The sequence below is a fragment of the Apilactobacillus nanyangensis genome (assembly GCF_016861915.1).
Classification (GTDB): Bacteria; Bacillota; Bacilli; order Lactobacillales; family Lactobacillaceae; genus Apilactobacillus; species Apilactobacillus nanyangensis.
In genome coordinates this window covers 1-18,967 of the sequence record NZ_BOLX01000011.1, presented here as the reverse complement: position 1 = coordinate 18,967, position 18,967 = coordinate 1, and the positions used below count along the sequence as shown (strand labels likewise).

Here is an 18,967-nt window from a genome sequence, read left to right as displayed (position 1 = left end):
TAACGTATTCAACATTAAATTAGTTAAAAAGAATTATTTGCAGCATCATGTGAATTTAATCCACCGATGTTCAAAAGTTCATCAGATAAAATTTTACGTGCTTCTTGATCAGTTAATTCCTTCGTATCGTTATTCTTGTTATCTTCTTTACGCTTCTTGTAGATTTCTTGAATCTTAGCAATATTTAAACCTTCGTCTAAATAATCTTTGATTTCTAAAATCACATCGATATCATTCAAAGAATACATACGGCGGTTACCATCATTTCTTTCAGGTGAGACCAAACCCTGTTCTTCGTAATATCTAATTTGTCTTGCGGTCAAGCTAGTTAACTTCATAACAGTTCCGATTGGAAGTACTGAAAGCGAACGTCTTAAATCCTTTTCTTTCATATCTAACTCCTTCTAACAACATTATAATAACATTATATTTTAATATGTCAACATTTAATGTAATAACTTCTAACATATTATGGCACTTTTTTGTCATTTAGCCAATTAAATACATCTTTTTCGATGTTTTTCACAACTTCCATGTTAGATATTATGTCATACCAGTTAACTTTCATCTTATTTCTAAACCAAGTTAGCTGTCTTTTAGCATAATGTCTAGAATCCTTTTTAATTAATTCAGAAACATCATCTAGGTCTAAATCGCCATGGAAATAGTTGATGAATTCTCGGTAACCAATCCCCTTATATGCAGGTAAGGAAATGTCACCTTTTTGATCCAACCATTTAGCTTCCTCGATTAAACCATCTTTAAACATAATATCAACACGCTTATTGATGCGATCATACAATACCTTCCTATCGGTATTAAGTGCAATAATATATGGATCAATTGAGACGGAATTATTGGTTTGTTCTGAGAATTTAACACCTGTGTTGTGATAAACCTCTAAAGCTCTAATTACCCTGCGTTCATTTTCTTCACCAATCTTTTTGGCAGATACTTCATCAACACTCTGTAATTTGAGCCATAATGCATGCTTACCGTTTTCTTCAGCAAACATATGCATTTCTTTTCTATATTCTTCATTATCATAATGATCACCACCGAGGTTTAATCCATCGACAAGTGATTGGATATAAAAACCAGTACCTCCAACAATAATAGGAAGCTTTCCCCTTTTATGAATGTCATCAATTAGTTTATTAGCCGACTCAACAAAATCAGCCGCTGAATATCTTTTGTCTACATCAATAATATCAATTAAATGATGAACAATTCCTTCTGATTCTTCTTTTGTCACTTTGGCCGTTCCAATGTCTAAGTGTTTGTAAACCTGCATTGAATCACCAGAAATAACCTCACCATTTAATTTCTTAGCCAACTTAATTGATAAACTTGTTTTTCCGACCGCTGTTGGTCCAACAATTATTAGCACTTTTTGCATATTATCCCACCATTTCTGCCCATATAAGTTTAGCATATAAAATATTGAATTAAAATATACTTAAGACTGGATAAATAAATAAAAAAACATCATAATGGTAAGTGTAAAGCAAATTATTATATAGGAGGACTTAAAATGAAAAAATTCGCTAAAGGATTCTTTGTTGGTGCATTAGCAACATCAAGCGCAGTTGCTGGAGCATTATTCTCTTTCAAGAAAAAAGTTGTAGACCCTGTTGAAGGTCAAGCTGATAAACTAGAAGAAAACAGAAAAAGAGTTGTTCGTAAACAACGTTCCGCTCACTTAAACTAATACGAAACAATAAAAAAAACACTTTACAAATTGTAAAGTGCTTTTTTTATTTACTTCTTAGTCTTTCCATTCCAGTTTCTAAAACCTGACTTTAGGATATAAATATCTTTGTATCCGTTCTTGCCAAGCAAGATTGCAGTCTTAATACTTAAAGTTTTACCTTGATCGTATAAGTACACTGGCATGTCTTTTCGAATATTCTTATAGAACATCTTGATTGTTGAGTAAGGAATACTTCTAGCCCCTAAAATGTGACCAGATTCAAAATCTCTGTTTTCTCTTAAATCAACAATTTGTCCTCTGTGACTACCTTGCTTAAATGCTTCTTCATCAACGAAGGTAGCTACACGGTTTGCTCTCATTCTAGTAATGGTGTTATAAATTAGAATTGCTAATAAAATAACAACAATTAAAAGCATGGATGGAATCATGTGTTATTACACCCCTAATTTTATTTGTTAATGTTTCTTAAAGCTAATGAACCTGCACCAATTACCCCTGCATCATTACCTAGTTGAGCTAAACGAATCTTGGTTGAGTCTCTAACAGGTCTAAATGCATTTTCTTGGAAGTACTTAGTTGTTGGTTGTAATAGTGTATTTCCGGCGTTTGAAACACCACCACCAATAACGATGTTATCTGGGTTCAATGTGTTACCAACGTTAGCTAATGCAAGACCTAGGTAGTAACATACGTGATCTACAACTTGGTTTGCAAAAATATCACCATTATCAGCTAGGAAGAAGACTACCTTAGAAGTAACTTCTTCACCTGAGTTAATCATTTCTTTTAGTCTTGATTGACCAGTAAATTCACTTGAAAGGCTCTTTGCTACCTTAACAACACCAGTAGCAGATGCGTATTGTTCTAGACAACCGCGTTTACCACAAGTACATTCGAATCCACCTGGTTCAACAGTAATGTGACCAATTTCACCAGCACCACCATTAACACCGTGTGCTAGTTCACCGTTAACGATGACACCTCCACCAACACCAGTTCCTAGTGTTACGAATACAACATCTGAGTCCTTACTTCCGGCACCCTTCCAGTATTCACCTAATGAAGCAACGTTAGCATCGTTATCTAAAGCAAATGGTAGGCCTAATGCTTTTTCGATTTGGTCTTTAATATGTTGGGTAGTCTTCCAGTTTAAATTGTAAGCCCCAATTACAGTACCTTCCTCACGGTTTACTGAACCTGGAGTTCCCATTCCAATTCCAATAAAGTCGTCAATTTTATGATCAGAGTCCTCCATCTTCTTTGAGATAGAGTTAATGATATTTGGAACAATCTTTTCTCCGTTAGCGCTTACATCGGTGGTAATAGCCCACTTATCTAAGATTTCACCGCTATCAGTTAGGAATGCCAACTTAGTTGTTGTACCTCCTAAATCGATTCCAATTAACTTACGTACCATTTTAGTTTCCTCCTAAAAATTGTATTATTTCTTTTCTTCGATTCCATGTTCATGTTTTAATACAAGTTTTGCCTGTATGAACTCTTCTTTTGTTACCAGTCCGGCATCATGTAGATGATCAAGCTCTAAGGCCATAACCTCTATATCCCACAATCTTTTGCCAACGTAAACATAGATTCCAAATTTTTTTAAAAGTTGTTGAACATCGTACAACGTCTTCATTTTCCCACATCCTAACGAAAAATGCACTAATTAATTTGCAAAATAACCAGTTTTTAAGCAAAAAAACGCAAATATGATTAATACAATCATTGCCAATATTTTCTTAGCCATTGGTATTTTAAATTCTGATGGTAATCCAACCACGTAAGGTAACAAGAAACCTGCAATTAAACCACCGATATGACCTAGGATATCAATATCTGGTGACATCAAGTCAAAACCAATGTTTAGAATAATTAGTAATAGAAAACTTTGTGACATTCTTCTGACATACATATTATCATGAAAAGTCTCGCCTAACATCAAAAACACTCCGAACAATCCGAAGATGGCAGTACTTGCACCTGCACTAGCACCATTTGAAAATGCGAAACTAGCGATGTTCCCAAATATTCCTGACAACATAAAAATCACAAGAAATCTAACGTGTCCAAAAATCTTTTCAAGCTGAATCCCTACATAGTACAAACTAATTCCGTTCATTAAAATATGTAGAAATGATAGATGAATAAAGATAGGTGTTATAAATCTCCACCATTGACCGTATTCAACCAATGGTCGATACATTGCACCATAATTAATAATATTATCCGTTGAATTAGTAATAATTCCGAAAACATATACGAATACGATTATCGCAAGAATTCCCTCTGTCATGAAGGGAGTATCATCTAATTTTCGATATAATCGGTTATTTGAAATTCGAGTGAATAATTGTTTCAACTTGTTGATCAAAATCATCTACTTTCCATATCGATTTTTCATACATTCTAATTCTATCAGCAAGTGCAATAGTATTTCCAGGATAATCAACTAAAACTCTATCGTAGTATCCTCCACCATAACCAAGTCGATTATTATTAGACATGTCAAAAGCCATCCCGGGAACAATTAATAAATCAATCTGATTGATGTCGATTCCATCCCCATTAATTGGTTCAGCTATCCCCATTTTATTAACCAACAGCTTAGTTTCATTGTTATATTCAATAAATTCCATGTCGCTTTTATTAATCACCTTAGGAACATATACCTTCTTGTTATGGTTAAGTGCCATATCAATGATTGGCTTGGTATCAATCTCAATATCTGTACTTAAGGTTACTCCAATCGAAGACGCATTCATCCACTCCTCAGTTTCAAATAACTGATTATATAGATATTGTACATCTTCTTGATTGTCTAAGTTTTTAAGTTTGTTTAAAATTTCTTTTCTAGCTACTGATTTATCCATCTATTCACTTCCCAGAGTATAAAAAAAGGATTTGGGCCTTTAAACCCGAATCCTTATTTTGTTTCACGATGTAATGTAACTTTTCTTTCACGTGGACAGTATTTCTTTAATTCCAAACGATCAGGGTTGTTACGACGACTCTTAGTTGATAAGTAATTACGTTCGTGACATTCTGTACATTCTAAAGTAATGTGTACTCTCATCTTAGTTACACCTCCAAGTTAGTTGTATTTTTAATTTTTATATAAACAACTTTCAACTCTTAATATATTATCATTTTTTATTCGATTTGACCAGAGTTTATATAAATATTGTTAAGGAAAATTACTTAACAGCAATTATTTCAAGCCACTATCGGATTGAACATACTTCCAGTATGCTTCATAAATCTTTTGAGCAAGTTGCACATTGTTACTTTCAGCATCACTTGGTAAGTTTGGAATAGCAACTACAACAACCACTTGTGGGTTATCTGAAGGTGCAAATGACCCTAAACTCAAAGTAACAGTTTCAACTGGCTTAGAACCTTTCTTTCCACTTGAGTAGAATGTTTGGGCAGTACCAGTCTTAGCTGAAATTGAAGGTTTAACAGTATTTAAAGTAATCCCGGTTCTGTATTCGTTCGTACCATGAACCACTTTGTAGAAACCATCAGTAACAACTTTTCTTTGTGCAGCTGTCATATCAATCTTATTTAGTACAGTTGGTGTAACAGTGTATTTAACTCGACCTAATTTACCATTCTTACTTGAAGCACGAATACTTTGAACGATGTGTGGTTCAATTCTGTATCCACCATTAGCAATGGTTGAAATGTATTGAGCAATTTGCATTGGAGTATAGGCATCATAGTTACCGTATGATAAATCGAGTGCTTTACCAATGTTTGCTGAACCACTAGGACCTTGAATACCCTTTGTTTCACCAGGTAAATCAATTCCAGTGTATACACCTAAACCGAATTGGTTGAAGTAACCTCTCATGATGTTAAATACATTTGGGTTCATTGTTAAAGCTCCACCTTCAACATAGTTGAACTTAGCTTCTTTCATCGCTAATTGCATCATGTATGAGTTAGATGAAACTTCTAGCGCAGTTGATGCATCAAGAGCGATATCATGGTTACCGCTTTGGTTAAACCATGATGCTTTTCTGGTTCCACCAGTTAAGATTGGCTTATCAGTTAAAGTAGAGTTAGTTGGTGTAATCACCTTATCCATTAATGCACCAGAAACCATGGCACCTTTAACAACAGAACCCATAACGATTGAACTATTAATTGTTCCAAGTGCGTTTGGTGTTTCTTTTCCTGTTTGAGGATCACGGCTAACTCCAGCTAAACCGATAATTCCACCTGTATTAGGATTCATAACAACTGCATAAGCACCTGTTGAATTACCGGTTCCTTGATCAGCTTCTTCAACTAATGATTGAATCTTCTTTTCAAATTCTGAGTTAATAGTTAATTGAAGATTGTCACCCTTTTGACCACCATATTGTTTAACAGCCTTATCTAAGCTACCACCCTTAATAAGGGTTTGTGACTTAGAACCACGCAAAGTAGCTTCATACTTTTCTTCTAGGTAACTTTGGCCGACACTATCATTTCTGGAGTATCCTTCAGCTAATAGTGTATTAATTCTATCGCTTGGCAAACCAACCTTTTCTGAAGAAACAGTACCAACAATACTTTGAATAGCGTTTCCGTTTGGATATTCTCTAGTCCAACTATCACCAATTTGTACACCTGGCATTTCATCTAAATGTTCACCAATTTCGGCAATTTCCTTATTAGTAACATTAGTTGTCTTAATGTATGTAGTTGATAATTGATAAGAGCCACTCATCTTTTGGAAAATTTCAGCAGCATTCTTAGTTTCTTTATCTGAACTATAAAGTTTATCATTCATAACTTTTTGAAGTTCTAAAGTGTATTGTTCACTAGTACTTGAACCCTTAGGGAAACTAATACTGGAGCTTACCTTCTTAAGGTTATCAGCATTAGCTAAGTAAAAGTCAGCTTCTTGTCTAGGAGTTAATGTTGAAGTATCAACAGTTAGGTACTTGCCTAGTGTGTTGGCAATCTTATATAAGTCAGCACTAGTTACAGATAATCCTTTAGTGTATTGAATAGCTTGATGGGCTTTATTCCCAACAAGGACACGACCGGTAGAATCGTAAATCATCCCTCTTTGCACGTTTCCATACTTAACAGAATTATCGGATCTATTAACTTCAGCCTTATATTGGTTTCCATTAACAATCTGCAAATAACCCAATTGAATTATTAAGATAGCAAATAAAATCCCAACAACCGTCAGAATAATATTTAATCTAAATGGTACCTTTGAATTTTCTCCACGATCACTGTGGTGAAATATTTTTTGCAAAAAACTATTCAAGACAATCTAACTCCTTAATTATTATATGTTAATAAGTCATTTACTCTGGTTTATTGTATACTAATATTAGGTTACTTTATAAGTAATAATCAAAATACATAGGAAGTATTCACTATGATTAATTCAATTACAAAAATCATAAAAAAACACAGCTTATACTTATTAAGCTTTTTCATTCCATTTATTATTATGGCATGTTACTTTGCTTACCGCAATATGTTTCCATTTGGAAATAGTAGTATTTTAACTGTCGACTTAGGCCAACAGTACGTTGATTTGTTCGCATATTTCCGTCGAACAATCCTATCTTTAGACCTACATAGCATATTATACTCATTTTCAAACGGATATGGTGGAGAAATGATTGGAATTTGGGGATATTATCTACTAAGTCCATTTAATGTGATTCTTTTACTTATCCCTGCAAAATTTATCAATTTCTCTATCCTATTAATAACATTGCTTAAGTACGGTACATCTGGATTAACATTCAGTGTTTTTCTAAAGCATAAAGGAATCAAGAAAAATGCCATCATCCTATCATTGTCTGTCGCATACGCACTAAATGGTTGGATGATTGCCAACCAATTAAACGTCATGTGGTTAGATGGAGTTATCCTTCTACCAATCATAATTATCGGTATTGATAAAATATTGGACAGCAATAAGTATCGCGTCTTTATCATCAGTTACACTGCCATGTTAGTTATTAATTACTACATTGCATACATGATTACCTTATTTTCAATTATCTATGTAATTAGTAAATTATTGATTGATAACGGCACTTTAAAGAACCGAGTAACCAAGTTATTCAAAGTTGGAATAGGCCACGTAATATCTCTATTATTATCGTCATTTATATTCTTGCCCAACCTGCTTGAACTTAAAAATGGTAAGGCTGCATATACCCTATCAACCTTTAAATGGAAAGTTGAATACAATCCTTTAAAGATGGTTTCAAAGCTTTTTGATGGTAGCTTTAACTTTTCACAAATGCCCAATGGATATCCCAACATATTCATTGGATCAATCGCACTAATCGGTTTCATACTATTCTTCTGTAATAAACAAATTGGATTAAAACATAAAATTGCGACTTTTGTAATTACAGCGATTATCATCGTTTCAATGTTCTTCGAACCACTTAACTTACTTTGGCACGCAATGCAATTCCCAATTTGGTATCCATATCGTTTTTCATTTATTTTTTGTTTCTGGATTATTTATATTGCAGCCGTTGGACTAGATAATCAAAACAGCCATATCAGTCTAAAAGAAATTATTGTTTCAGGATTAATTCTAATCGCTGGTCTCATCTACACAGCAGTCAACATCAATAGTTTCAATTACATGTCACTAACAAAGTATCTAATCTCATTAGCATTTATTGCAATTAGTTTTCTAGTAATTCATATCTCCAATAAAGACAATAAATACTATCTACTTAGTTTGATAATTATCGCTATCGGTGACTCGGGATTAAACGCCTTTAATTCACTAAACTCTATTAGCTATGTATCAAACGATGACTACATGAAATACACTGCAACCTTAAATAAGCATGTCGATGATATTAAACAAAAAGATACTAGCTTTTATCGTATTAGTAAGGACTTTTATCGAACTAGAGATGATCCTATTGAATCTAATTTCTTCGGTGGTTCAACATTTTCATCAACGCTTAGGAAATCAACTCCTGATTTCAATTCTAAGATTGGTAATGCTTATACTACCGGATCAATTGACTATTCAAACGGTACACTCGTAACTGACTCAATGCTGTCATTTAAATACTTTATTAATACAATCAACTACAATAAAGCATATCCAATGATTCAAAAGAGCAGCAATCGTTATGATATTGTGAATAACCATATTCAAAAGATTGATATCTTCCAAATTTTTAAATCAAACAATGCATTCCCTCTTATTTACACGGCATCAAACAATATCTTTTCAAGAATAATTGCATCGGATCCAATTAAGTATCAAAACTCAATGGTAAAACAAGTTACTGGAGACAATAGCGATGTATTCAACGAAAATATGAACTACACCATCCTTTGCACAAATACGAATGCATTAACCGGATTAAACAATCAAATCATTTCCAAGAATAATTTATTAAAGAATGGTCTAGTCACAATCAAGTACCATCACAAAAATGGAATGGTTCCATACTTAATTCTTCCTGCATCAATGAATCAGCAAAAATGTAGTATTAAGGTTAACGGTGAACAGTTAAATCTACCAAACGATTTCCAAAGCACCTTCGTTGTAAGTCTTCCAAACAATAAGGATAATAAAATCACCATTAAGTTACTAAACGGCAAGTTGTACACCAATGAGTTTAATATAGCATCCTTAAATCTACCTAAATTTTTAAGTGAAACTAAATCCATTAGAACACAAAATAATAGAATTAACATTAATGGAAATACTGTTTCAGCTGACGTAAACATTTCATCAAATCATCGAGCTGTCTCAACTTCAATCCCATATTCAAATGGTTGGACATTAACGGTAGATGGTAAGAAACATCCGATCAAGGTCGTAAATGATGAATTTATCGGTTTTGATAACCTTTCAAAGGGTAACCATAAAATTAAGTTATCATTCTATCCATCAGGATTAAATGCAGGAATATTAATATCATTATTGGCATTAATATTTACGATCATTTATTACCTATATAAGAAAAAAAGATAATAAAAAAGGACTCGTATAAAACGAGCCCTTTTTTATTTGTTAAATTATTCAACACTGATAATTTTAACTTTCATGTCACCGGCAGGGATTTCAATAACTACTTCATCGTCAACCTTGTGGCCTAATAGACCCTTAGCAATTGGTGAGTCGTTTGAAATTTTACCTTCCAATGGATCAGCTTCAGCAGCACCAACGATTTGGTAAGTTTCAGGATCTTCATCTGGTAGCTCCTTAAAAGTAACCTTCTTACCAACGTTTACCATGTCACTTTCAACATCGTCGTTATCAACGACATCAGCATATTGTAGCATATGTTCTACAGTAGTAATGCGGCTTTCTAACATACTTTGTTCGTTCTTAGCTGATTCATATTCAGAGTTTTCTGATAAATCACCATAACTTCTGGCAATCTTGATTCTTTCAATGATTTGTGGACGTTGATTTAATCTTAAATCTTCCAATTCAGCTTCTAGTTTTTGTTTACCTTCGACTGTCATTGGGTAGATTTCATCTTTAGCCATTTTAAACTCTCCTTTTAATTAATTAGATTGTTGTATCAATATTATTGAATACCTTGTTGTTACCATGTTTTACCAAGATTGATTGAATCTTAGTTGTTAATAAATCAATCGCAACTTGGTTCTTACCACCTTCTGGAACGATGATATCAGCATAACGCTTACTTGGTTCAACAAATTGGTTATACATTGGACGAACAGTTTCCAAGTATTGTTGGATAACTTCATCTAATGTTCTGCCACGTTCTTTAGTATCTCTTTGAATTCTTCTTAAAATACGAATGTCATCGTCTGTATCAACGAATACTTTGATATCCATTAAGTCTCTTAGACGCTTGTCATCTAGGATTAAGATTCCTTCTAGGATGATAACATCACGTGGTTCTTGAGTAACTGTTTCAGTACTACGATTTAATTTAGTGTAGTCATAAACCGGTTTTTCAATTGCTTCATAGTTTAGAAGCTTATTTAAATGTTCTAATAATAAGTCACTATCAAAAGCTAATGGATGATCGTAGTTAGTTTCTTCTCTTTCAGCCATTGTCTTATGTGATTGATCCTTGTAGTAAGAATCTTGTTGCAAAATCATAATTGAATGACCCAATAGTTGGTTAAAGATGGCACGACTAACAGTAGTTTTACCACTACCTGAACCACCAGTAACACCAATAACAACGGGACGCTTTTTCTTTTCTACCATAATAATCTCTCCATAACCGATTTATCTCATAACACTATCATTGCCGATTAAGTCATCGACATCTTTATCTGAATTATAATACTTAACCTTCTTATTGTTTATATTAACACTATATGCCAAGTAAAAAGTAGTCATATCCTTAGGATTTAGAACTGAATCTAGTGACTTAACCGTTGGGTTATTAATGGCACTAGGTGGAAATCCTGTGTTTTTATATAAATTATAAGGGGTTGAAGAATCATAGTCTTTCTTTGAAAGTTTTTGTCCAGAAACTTTACCATTAGCATACCTAATAGAAGATTGCACTTCAAGAGGTAAATTACTATTTAGACGATTATATAATATTCCCGCAATTTTTTCTTGATCTTTTTTAGCGACATGATTGTGTTCAATAAATGAAGCTAAAGTAATTGCTTCGTCGACTGTTAGGTTTTGTTTCTTTATTTCCTTGAAATATGGACTAAATTCATAATTAGTTTTGGCAACCATTTGATTAACAATTTGTTTCAAGGTCACATTTTTTTGTGAGTTATAGGTTGCTGGATATAGATATCCTTCCAACACATATTTTCTATTCTTAGCCTTAAATGCTGAAGATAAAAGCTTAGGATATTTCTTCTTCAATTGGTTCAAGAAATCTTTATCCTTCATCAAGTCTTTAAAATCAGTACTTGAGTAGCTGCTACTTTGTTCTACTGATTGGGCAATTTCATCGATGTTATCACCCTCACGAACAAGTAATCGACCATATTTACCTTGTAGAGGTTGAGCAGTTCCACCTTTTTTCAACTTATTAGCAATCTTTTGCAAACTCATTGAAGGTGAAAGTTCATAATAACCAGCCTTTAAGCCAGAATAATTATGACTATTTACGAAGTAATCAAATACTAGACCACTTTTAACAATTTTCTTTTCTTGTAAGATTGATCCAATTTTCTTATCAGAAGCACCCATTGGGATTTGAACTTGTATCAATTCTTTATCCTTAGGATTCAATGGTTTTAGTGATTCCTTAACGTATTGATGCCCAAGAACAAATATGAAAATCCCCAAAACTATTAAGATGGCGATAATACTTAGTGAAATCTTCTTGCCTAGATTAGTGTGCTTCTTTTCTAAATCATTGGAGTTCTTTTCTTCATTCAAATCCATTTCCTCCATTTAAAAACTAACGTATTTCTACATTGAATTCTTTTTCAAGATTTCTTTGCACTTTATCCATTGCATTATTCACGTCGTCATCGACTAAAGTATCATGCTTGTTTTGGAAAGTTAATGAGTATGCTAGTGACTTCTTATCTTCAGGTACATGTTCACCTTCGTATAAGTCAAACAACTTAACATCAACTAAGTATGCTCCACCACGTTTTTCAATTACCTTAACAATTGAGTCATTTTCAATGTTCTTATCGATTAACATTGCGATATCACGTTTAATTGAAGGGTATTTTGAAACTAATTCATAGCTTTGTTCCTTCTTAGGTAGGTCAATAATTGTTTGTAGGTTTAAATCAAATACATAAGTTTCATTAATCTTGAATTGCTTTGCAATCTTTGGATGAACTTGGCCAACAAAACCAACATAGTGGCCATGAACGAAGATATCAGCAGTTCTACCTGGGTGCATTTCTGGGTATGATGCATTAGCTACGTAACTAATTTCACCATTTAAACCGATTGTTTCCAGGTATTCGTTAACAATTCCCTTAATTTGGAAGAAATCAACGTTCTTAGCAGGTTGATTCCATGAATTATCTACTAATGAACCAGTCATTGCACCAGCTAAATGTTCAATTTCATCTGGTTTTACAACATCTTCATTGTCCTTATGGAAAACGCGACCTTGTTCGTATAAAGCCACGTTATCAACTTTTCTAGCCTTGTTATATGCAATATCATCTAGTAATCCAGAAACTAAATTCATTCGTAAAGTAGTATGATCACTACTCATTGGGTAGCTTAAATCAATTTGTGCTGATTCACCCATCATGAACATTTTAGCTTTTTCTTCAGTTGTTAATGCATATGAAATTGCATGAGTTAAGCCTAGTCCTTCTAGAATATGACGACTGTCTCTAATTAATTGTTGTTCTTCATTCAATCCACCAGTAGTCATTGTAGTTGTTGGTAGTGTACTTGGTAGGTTGTCGTATCCATAAATTCTAGCAACTTCTTCAATTAAGTCAGCTTGAATATGAATGTCACCACGTCTAGTTGGAATTGTTACAACTAAATCATCACCTGTGGCCTTAACTTCGAAACCAAGTCTTTCAAAAATATCAATTACTTCTTGAGCGCTTAATTCCATACCTAGAACATGGTTAATACGAGCAATTGAAATTTCGATAACGGCTTTCTTAGCTTCGTACTTGCTACCAACTAAAACATCGTTAGTAACTGAACCATTAGCAATTTCTCTAGCCATTTCACTAGCTGAAGACAATACATCTTCAACTGCCATTGGATCTACACCACGTTCGAAACGTTGTGAAGCTTCAGTATGGATAACGTGTTTTCTAGCCATCTTTCTAACTTTAATTGGGTCAAAGATAGCACATTCGAACAATACGTTCTTGGTGTCAGCAGTAATAGAACTGTCCATACCACCAATTACACCGGCCATTGCGATTGGACCATTGTCATCAGCAACTACTAAATCGTTTGAATCTAATTCCACTTCGTTTTCATCCAAAGTAGTAATCTTTTCACCATCATTAGCATATCTTACTGATACTTTTCCTGAAAGTTTATCTAAATCGTATGCATGCATTGGTTGACCAAACTTAAGCATTGAGTAGTTTGTAATATCAACAATGTTGTTTACTGGTTTGATTCCTGCATTCCAAAGTCTAACTTGCATCCATAGTGGACTTGGTTTTACTTCGACATCATTAACAACACGGTTTAGGTATGTCCAAGCAATTTCATCATTAACATCACTTTGAATTTGATCTGAAGTTAATTTATCGGAAGTTTCACTAACCTTATCTAAATCAAACTTAGCTGGTTTGTTGTAAATAGCAGCTAAATCATGAACTGTACCATAAATGCTTAGCATGTCACCACGGTTAGGAGTTACATCCAAATCAATTAGTGCATCATCCATGCCAAGGTACTTGTATACGTCGTCACCCAAAGTAGCATCTTCAGGTAAGAAGTAGATTCCATCGGCCCATTCCTTTGGAACAACGTCCTTAGGATAACCAATTTCATCTAATGCGCAAAGCATCCCATTAGATTGAATTCCACGCATCTTTGATTTTTTAATTTTCATGTTATCAGCAACTCTGGCACCAGATAATGCTGTAATAACGTTTTTGCCTACTTGAGCATTAGGAGCCCCACAGACAATTTGCACTGGTTCATCTTCACCAACGTCCACTTGGCAAATGTGTAAGTGATCTGAATCTGGATGGTTTTCCATTTCCACAATCTTACCTACAACGATTTTTTTAAGTCCATCGCTAGGTTTGATAACAGAGTCAACTTCGACTGATGAACGTTCAATTTTTTCGGCTAATTCGTCAGCAGGAATATCTAAGTCGATGTATTCCTTTAGCCAGTTGTATGAAATTTTCATTAGTATCTCTCCTTAATTAAATTGCGATAAAAATCTAACATCGTTTAGGTAGAAATCACGAATATCTTCTACACCGTATTTCAACATTGCAAAACGATCTGGTCCAAGACCAAATGCGAAACCACCGTATACGTCAGCATCTACACCGGCCATCTTTAATACGTTTGGATGTACCATTCCGGCACCTAGAACTTCAATCCATCCTGAGTGCTTACATACGTCACAACCCTTACCATCACACTTGAAACAAGTAACATCAGCTTCTACTGAAGGTTCAGTGAATGGGAAGTAACTTGGTCTCAAACGAATATCATACTTGTTACCGAATAATTGGTGTAATAGGTATTCAAGAGTTCCCTTTAGGTCACCCATTGTAATGTTCTTATCAATCACGATTCCTTCTACTTGGTGGAATTGGTGTGAGTGAGTTGGGTCATCAGTATCACGTCTGTATACAACACCCGGTGAAATCATTTTTAGCGGACCTTTACTGAAATCATGTTTTTCAAGAGTTCTTGCTTGCATAGGAGAGGTTTGAGTTCTCATCAAGATTTCTTTAGTGATGTAGAAAGTATCTTGCATATCTCTGGCTGGATGATCCTTTGGTAGGTTCATCATTTCAAAGTTATACTTATCTTCTTCTACTTCTGGACCACTCTTAACTTCGTAGCCCATTCCCATGAACATGTCACAAATTTCATCAATGATAGATTGAATAACGTGTGGATGTCCCTTAGCAACAGGAGTACTTGGAAGAGTAACATCAATTTTTTCAGCAACTAGTTGTTCTTCTAGTGCCTTATCTTCTAATTCTTTTAGTTTTGCATCTAGTGCATTTTGAATTTCATCCCTGATTTCATTGGCATAACTACCAACTTCAGGTCTTTTTTCAACTGGTAAGTCCTTAATACCTCTTAAGGCCTGGGTAATTGGACCTTTTTTACCAAGTAAATTAACTTTAATTTCTTTAGTAATTTCGTTAACATCAGTCGCTTGATTGATTTGTGCGATTCCATCATCACGCAACTTTGTTAAATCATCTTTTAATGACATAGTATTCTCCTCTCATTTCAACAAAAAAAGCCCCATCCCAAAAGGGACGAAGCTTCGCGGTACCACCCTAGTTTATAAGCTAATGTTCATAGCTCATACACTCTAAATCCATAACGGTGGAATACCGGATTATTTTTCGTTAATTGTAACTCCCAATATCAGTTCAGAAAATGAATTCAGCTGACTTAATGACTACTCTCATCAAATATAGTCTTTCTGTACTATCTGTCGCCTACTAATTTTTCTTCAACACATTTAATTAAATAATATCTTAAAAATACTAACCGGTCAAGGTTAATCGTTAATATCACACCATTGGTCTGACCAGTCATGAATTTGTTCCATGATTGGGCCTAGTGCTTCGCCTTTTTCAGTTAATTCATATTGAATTAATGAAGAATCACAAAAGGTTCTACGGGTGATGATACCATCTTCTTCAAGTTCTTTTAGTCTTTCAACCAATACACGATCGCTGCACTTAGAAACTACGTTAGCAATACACTTGAATCTTTGTGGTCCATTTACCAATAATGTTTCAATAATCAAACCATTCCATTTCTTGCCTAGCATTTGAAAAGTTTGTTCGAATTTTGGACACAAATGAAAATCAATGGTTGTACTCATTTGACTGTCTTTTGCCATGAATTAACCTCCTTTATAATGTTTTACTTTTAATTTTATTTTTGATAAATCGATATTTTGGTGCGAAATATTCTCGAATAGCATCATAGTCATCGATAAGTGAAACAACCACGCTTTCTGCATACTTAGGCTTCGTTAAAGTTAACCCCCACATATGCTTAGTAATGATGTCTCTTTCTTTATCATTTAACTTTGTAATCTTTTCAGCGTTTCTAAGAGCTACTCTAGGGTGCATATAAGCATGCGAACCCAATCTAAACTTGCTTACTCGCCAATCGTAGAAGAATAGGTCATGAAGCAATCCACCACGTGCAGTGGCCTTAGCATCTAGTCCAAATTTCTTTGCAACCAGGTAGCTTTCGTATGAAACGTTAATACAATGCTGTAAACGAGTTGATGAATGATGTTGGATATAGTTATCTAGTCTCAATACTTCTGGACTTTTTAGTAAATCAGAAACATAGCTAACATATTCTATATCATTTCGCCATGCATCTTCTTTCAATATACTATCTCCTAACTCAATAATTTATTTTTTAAGATGGAACATTGCGATACCAGCAGCAATCGCTACATTTAGAGATTCTGCCTTCCCTTTGATAGGAATATATAAATTTTTAGTGGTTTGGTCAAGTATTTTATCTTGCATCCCATTACCTTCATTTCCCATAACTAAGGCAAATGCATCTTGTTTTTCAATCTGATCGTAACTCACTGCTTCGGGGTTTAATTCAGTTCCATAAACCGGAACATCGTTTTCCTTAAACTTGTGAATCCAATCAAGTAAGTCGCCTTCCAGTAGTTTTAAGTGGAATTGGCTGCCCTGCATAGAACGTAATACCTTAGGATTGAATTGGCTTGATGTCCCTTCACCAAAGATAACTCCATCAAATCCGGCTGCATCTGCGGTTCTAACCATTGTTCCGATATTTCCAGGATCTTGAATTTGGTCCAATAGAAGCCATGATCCATTCATATCCAATGAATCAAAATGATCTTCTTTTGGTAATTCAACAATCCCAAAGATTCCTTGAGGTGTTGAGGTTGATCCTAGCACTTTCGAAACGTCATCGGTAATTTCGATGATTTCGCCATCAAAAGAATCAACTTCAGTTTGATGTAATTCGTATTGTTTACTAGTTGTTAGAATTACTTCAACATTTTGATTAGCATTAATTGCTTCAGAAACCAAATGCCAGCTTTCTAATATATATTGATTACTATTTACACGGCCCTTTTTTGTTTTTAACTTAGACCATTTCTTTACTCGTTCATTTTTTGCAGAAACAATTTTTTCCATTACTGGATATGACCCCTTTAAATTAATTATCTTTCCTATTATTTTATCATAATAATCGGATAAAACATATATGTTACTATTGTTTAGTAAGGAGGAATAAATATGATCAGAAAAAACGTTGAAATTATTGTTTTCGGTAAAGTCCAAGGTGTTGGTTTTAGATACAGCACTAAAAATGTAGCAGACCGCCTAAATTTAAATGGTTCTGTTCAAAACTTAAGAGATAGAACGGTATTAATTCACGTCAATGGTGACAAACCAACGGTCGATGAATTCATTTCTGAAATAAAAGATTCTCCTACCCCCTACGGAAGAGTCGATAATATCCAAATAACTGATATTAAAGAAACTCAAAATAAAGGGTTTATAGTAAAATAATTCGTGTTTTTATCTGATATAATTCCATTTTTCTGGTATTATTGTAAATGAAATTTACAGGAAAGGTTTTTTGTAATGAAAAAATTAAAAAGATTTAGTGCCCTATCTTTGATTGGAGCAATGGCGTTAGTCCTATCAGGATGTGTACGTGTCGATTCAAACGGTAAACCATATGGGCTTACATATGAGTACCTTGCTGTACCTGGTCAACACATTTTAGACTTTATCGCTAAGATCTTCGGTGGATATGGTTGGGCGATTATCATTCTAACAATCATCGTTAGAATGGTGCTACTTCCCGCTATGATTAGTCAAACTAAGAAATCAACTATCATGCAGGAAAAAATGAGCTTCATTAAGCCTAAGATGCAAGAAATTCAACAAAGACAAAAAAATGCTTCTTCAAAAGAAGAACAAATGAAGATTCAACAAGAAATGATGCAACTATACAAGGATAACAATATCAACATGGCCGGTGGAATTGGTTGTCTACCATTGATTATCCAAATGCCTGTCTACATTGCTTTGTATAACGCAATTCGTTTCTCACAAGAAGTTTCACACACAATGTTCTTAGGTGTAAAACTTGGTGATAAGAGTCTAATCTTAGTTGCATTATCATTCTTAGCGTATGTTCTTCAAGGATACCTAATGACTTTAGGTCTTCCAGAAGATCAAAAGAAGCAAATGAAGATGATGTCATACTTTACACCTATCATGATTGTATTAGTAACATTCAGCGCCCCAGCTGGACTAGGCATCTACTTCTTCATTAGTGGATTGTTTGCTTGTCTACAAACAGCAATCATTAACATGTATCGTCCAAAGATTAGAGCTGAAGTTGCCGCACAAGCAGCAGAACAAGCTCAAAGTGATGAAAAAGTAATTCTACATGACGTCGAGGAAGAAGATTCAACCGATGAACCTGAACAAATTGAATCTGTAGAAGAACATGACACACACGAAGATTTAAGAAAACGTAACTCAGGTAAACAAAATAGATAGATAAATAAAAAACACCTTGACCTGAACCCCTAAAATTGGAAGATGGTTATGCTATTTTCTGGGAGGAATTGATCCGGTATTCAACCGGTG

The 18,967-nt window shown here is 34.2% G+C and carries 21 protein-coding genes and 1 other annotated feature; of the genes, 4 read left to right on the top strand and 17 right to left on the bottom strand.

Features of this window, described 5'->3' with window-relative positions; all coding sequences use genetic code 11:
• Positions 1–23: 23 nt before the first annotated feature.
• The gene (locus JUD45_RS04730; protein WP_053791775.1) at positions 24–392 is read right to left on the bottom strand and encodes a MerR family transcriptional regulator; all 369 of its coding nucleotides are present in this window, start codon (positions 390–392) and stop codon (positions 24–26) included.
• A gap of 77 nt (positions 393–469) precedes the next feature.
• A complete protein-coding gene (gene miaA / locus JUD45_RS04725) occupies positions 470–1,399 on the bottom strand; it encodes a tRNA (adenosine(37)-N6)-dimethylallyltransferase MiaA (protein WP_187155373.1) in 930 nt (309 codons plus the stop codon).
• Positions 1,400–1,534: 135 nt separating this feature from the next.
• Here miaA and JUD45_RS04720 point away from each other — a divergent pair, with 135 nt between their 5' ends.
• Entirely contained in the window at positions 1,535–1,711 is a 177-nt protein-coding gene (locus JUD45_RS04720; protein ID WP_034531052.1) for a DUF3042 family protein, read from the top strand.
• A 50-nt stretch (positions 1,712–1,761) separates the two neighbouring features.
• On the opposite strand, the gene JUD45_RS04715 is transcribed toward JUD45_RS04720, so the two are convergent.
• The 7 genes from JUD45_RS04715 to JUD45_RS04685 all read right to left on the bottom strand — a co-directional run bounded on the left by JUD45_RS04715 (position 1,762) and on the right by JUD45_RS04685 (position 6,989).
• Positions 1,762–2,142, bottom strand: a complete 381-nt coding sequence (locus JUD45_RS04715) for a rhodanese-like domain-containing protein (RefSeq protein ID WP_203619776.1) — start codon at positions 2,140–2,142, stop codon at positions 1,762–1,764.
• A gap of 20 nt (positions 2,143–2,162) precedes the next feature.
• The gene (locus JUD45_RS04710; protein WP_138726902.1) at positions 2,163–3,131 is read right to left on the bottom strand and encodes an ROK family glucokinase; all 969 of its coding nucleotides are present in this window, start codon (positions 3,129–3,131) and stop codon (positions 2,163–2,165) included.
• Positions 3,132–3,155: 24 nt separating this feature from the next.
• A complete protein-coding gene (locus JUD45_RS04705; protein ID WP_034530853.1) occupies positions 3,156–3,353 on the bottom strand; it encodes a YqgQ family protein in 198 nt (65 codons plus the stop codon).
• 30 nt (positions 3,354–3,383) lie between these two features.
• On the bottom strand, positions 3,384–4,010 hold the full coding sequence (locus JUD45_RS04700; protein WP_203619775.1) for a rhomboid family intramembrane serine protease: 627 nt from the start codon (positions 4,008–4,010) through the stop codon (positions 3,384–3,386).
• A 34-nt stretch (positions 4,011–4,044) separates the two neighbouring features.
• The gene (locus JUD45_RS04695) at positions 4,045–4,587 is read right to left on the bottom strand and encodes a 5-formyltetrahydrofolate cyclo-ligase (protein ID WP_138726904.1); all 543 of its coding nucleotides are present in this window, start codon (positions 4,585–4,587) and stop codon (positions 4,045–4,047) included.
• Between the two features lie 53 nt (positions 4,588–4,640).
• Positions 4,641–4,790 carry a 50S ribosomal protein L33 gene (rpmG, locus tag JUD45_RS04690; RefSeq protein ID WP_034530852.1) on the bottom strand — a complete coding sequence of 50 codons (150 nt, stop codon included), beginning with the start codon at positions 4,788–4,790 and terminating at the stop codon, positions 4,641–4,643.
• A gap of 135 nt (positions 4,791–4,925) precedes the next feature.
• Positions 4,926–6,989, bottom strand: a complete 2,064-nt coding sequence (locus JUD45_RS04685) for a peptidoglycan D,D-transpeptidase FtsI family protein (protein ID WP_236018487.1) — start codon at positions 6,987–6,989, stop codon at positions 4,926–4,928.
• 114 nt (positions 6,990–7,103) lie between these two features.
• On the opposite strand from JUD45_RS04685, the gene JUD45_RS04680 reads away from it, so the two are divergent.
• Entirely contained in the window at positions 7,104–9,701 is a 2,598-nt protein-coding gene (locus tag JUD45_RS04680) for a YfhO family protein (RefSeq protein WP_138726906.1), read from the top strand.
• 44 nt (positions 9,702–9,745) lie between these two features.
• Here the strand turns inward: JUD45_RS04680 and greA are convergent, their stop codons facing one another.
• The 8 genes from greA to JUD45_RS04640 form a co-directional block, all read right to left on the bottom strand.
• The gene (greA, locus tag JUD45_RS04675; protein ID WP_138726357.1) at positions 9,746–10,222 is read right to left on the bottom strand and encodes a transcription elongation factor GreA; all 477 of its coding nucleotides are present in this window, start codon (positions 10,220–10,222) and stop codon (positions 9,746–9,748) included.
• 22 nt (positions 10,223–10,244) lie between these two features.
• Entirely contained in the window at positions 10,245–10,919 is a 675-nt protein-coding gene (udk, locus tag JUD45_RS04670; RefSeq protein ID WP_034530846.1) for a uridine kinase, read from the bottom strand.
• 21 nt (positions 10,920–10,940) lie between these two features.
• Entirely contained in the window at positions 10,941–12,065 is a 1,125-nt protein-coding gene (gene mltG, locus JUD45_RS04665) for an endolytic transglycosylase MltG (protein WP_203619774.1), read from the bottom strand.
• A 22-nt stretch (positions 12,066–12,087) separates the two neighbouring features.
• Positions 12,088–14,499 carry a phenylalanine--tRNA ligase subunit beta gene (gene pheT, locus JUD45_RS04660; protein WP_203619773.1) on the bottom strand — a complete coding sequence of 804 codons (2,412 nt, stop codon included), beginning with the start codon at positions 14,497–14,499 and terminating at the stop codon, positions 12,088–12,090.
• A gap of 12 nt (positions 14,500–14,511) precedes the next feature.
• Positions 14,512–15,552, bottom strand: a complete 1,041-nt coding sequence (gene pheS / locus JUD45_RS04655; RefSeq protein WP_203619772.1) for a phenylalanine--tRNA ligase subunit alpha — start codon at positions 15,550–15,552, stop codon at positions 14,512–14,514.
• 39 nt (positions 15,553–15,591) lie between these two features.
• Positions 15,592–15,811, bottom strand: a binding site (T-box leader).
• Positions 15,812–15,846: 35 nt separating this feature from the next.
• Positions 15,847–16,194: a winged helix-turn-helix transcriptional regulator gene (locus JUD45_RS04650; RefSeq protein WP_203619771.1), complete on the bottom strand. Its 348-nt coding sequence runs from the start codon at positions 16,192–16,194 to the stop codon at positions 15,847–15,849.
• 13 nt (positions 16,195–16,207) lie between these two features.
• Positions 16,208–16,699, bottom strand: a complete 492-nt coding sequence (locus JUD45_RS04645; RefSeq protein WP_138726361.1) for an HD domain-containing protein — start codon at positions 16,697–16,699, stop codon at positions 16,208–16,210.
• A gap of 24 nt (positions 16,700–16,723) precedes the next feature.
• Entirely contained in the window at positions 16,724–17,494 is a 771-nt protein-coding gene (locus JUD45_RS04640; RefSeq protein ID WP_138726362.1) for a TrmH family RNA methyltransferase, read from the bottom strand.
• Between the two features lie 102 nt (positions 17,495–17,596).
• Here JUD45_RS04640 and JUD45_RS04635 point away from each other — a divergent pair, with 102 nt between their 5' ends.
• Both JUD45_RS04635 and yidC read left to right on the top strand, forming a co-directional pair.
• Positions 17,597–17,872, top strand: coding sequence for an acylphosphatase (locus JUD45_RS04635; RefSeq protein WP_138726363.1), 276 nt, complete (start codon positions 17,597–17,599; stop codon positions 17,870–17,872).
• A 75-nt stretch (positions 17,873–17,947) separates the two neighbouring features.
• Positions 17,948–18,877 carry a membrane protein insertase YidC gene (gene yidC, locus JUD45_RS04630; protein WP_138726364.1) on the top strand — a complete coding sequence of 310 codons (930 nt, stop codon included), beginning with the start codon at positions 17,948–17,950 and terminating at the stop codon, positions 18,875–18,877.
• The last annotated feature ends 90 nt before the right edge of the window (positions 18,878–18,967 follow it).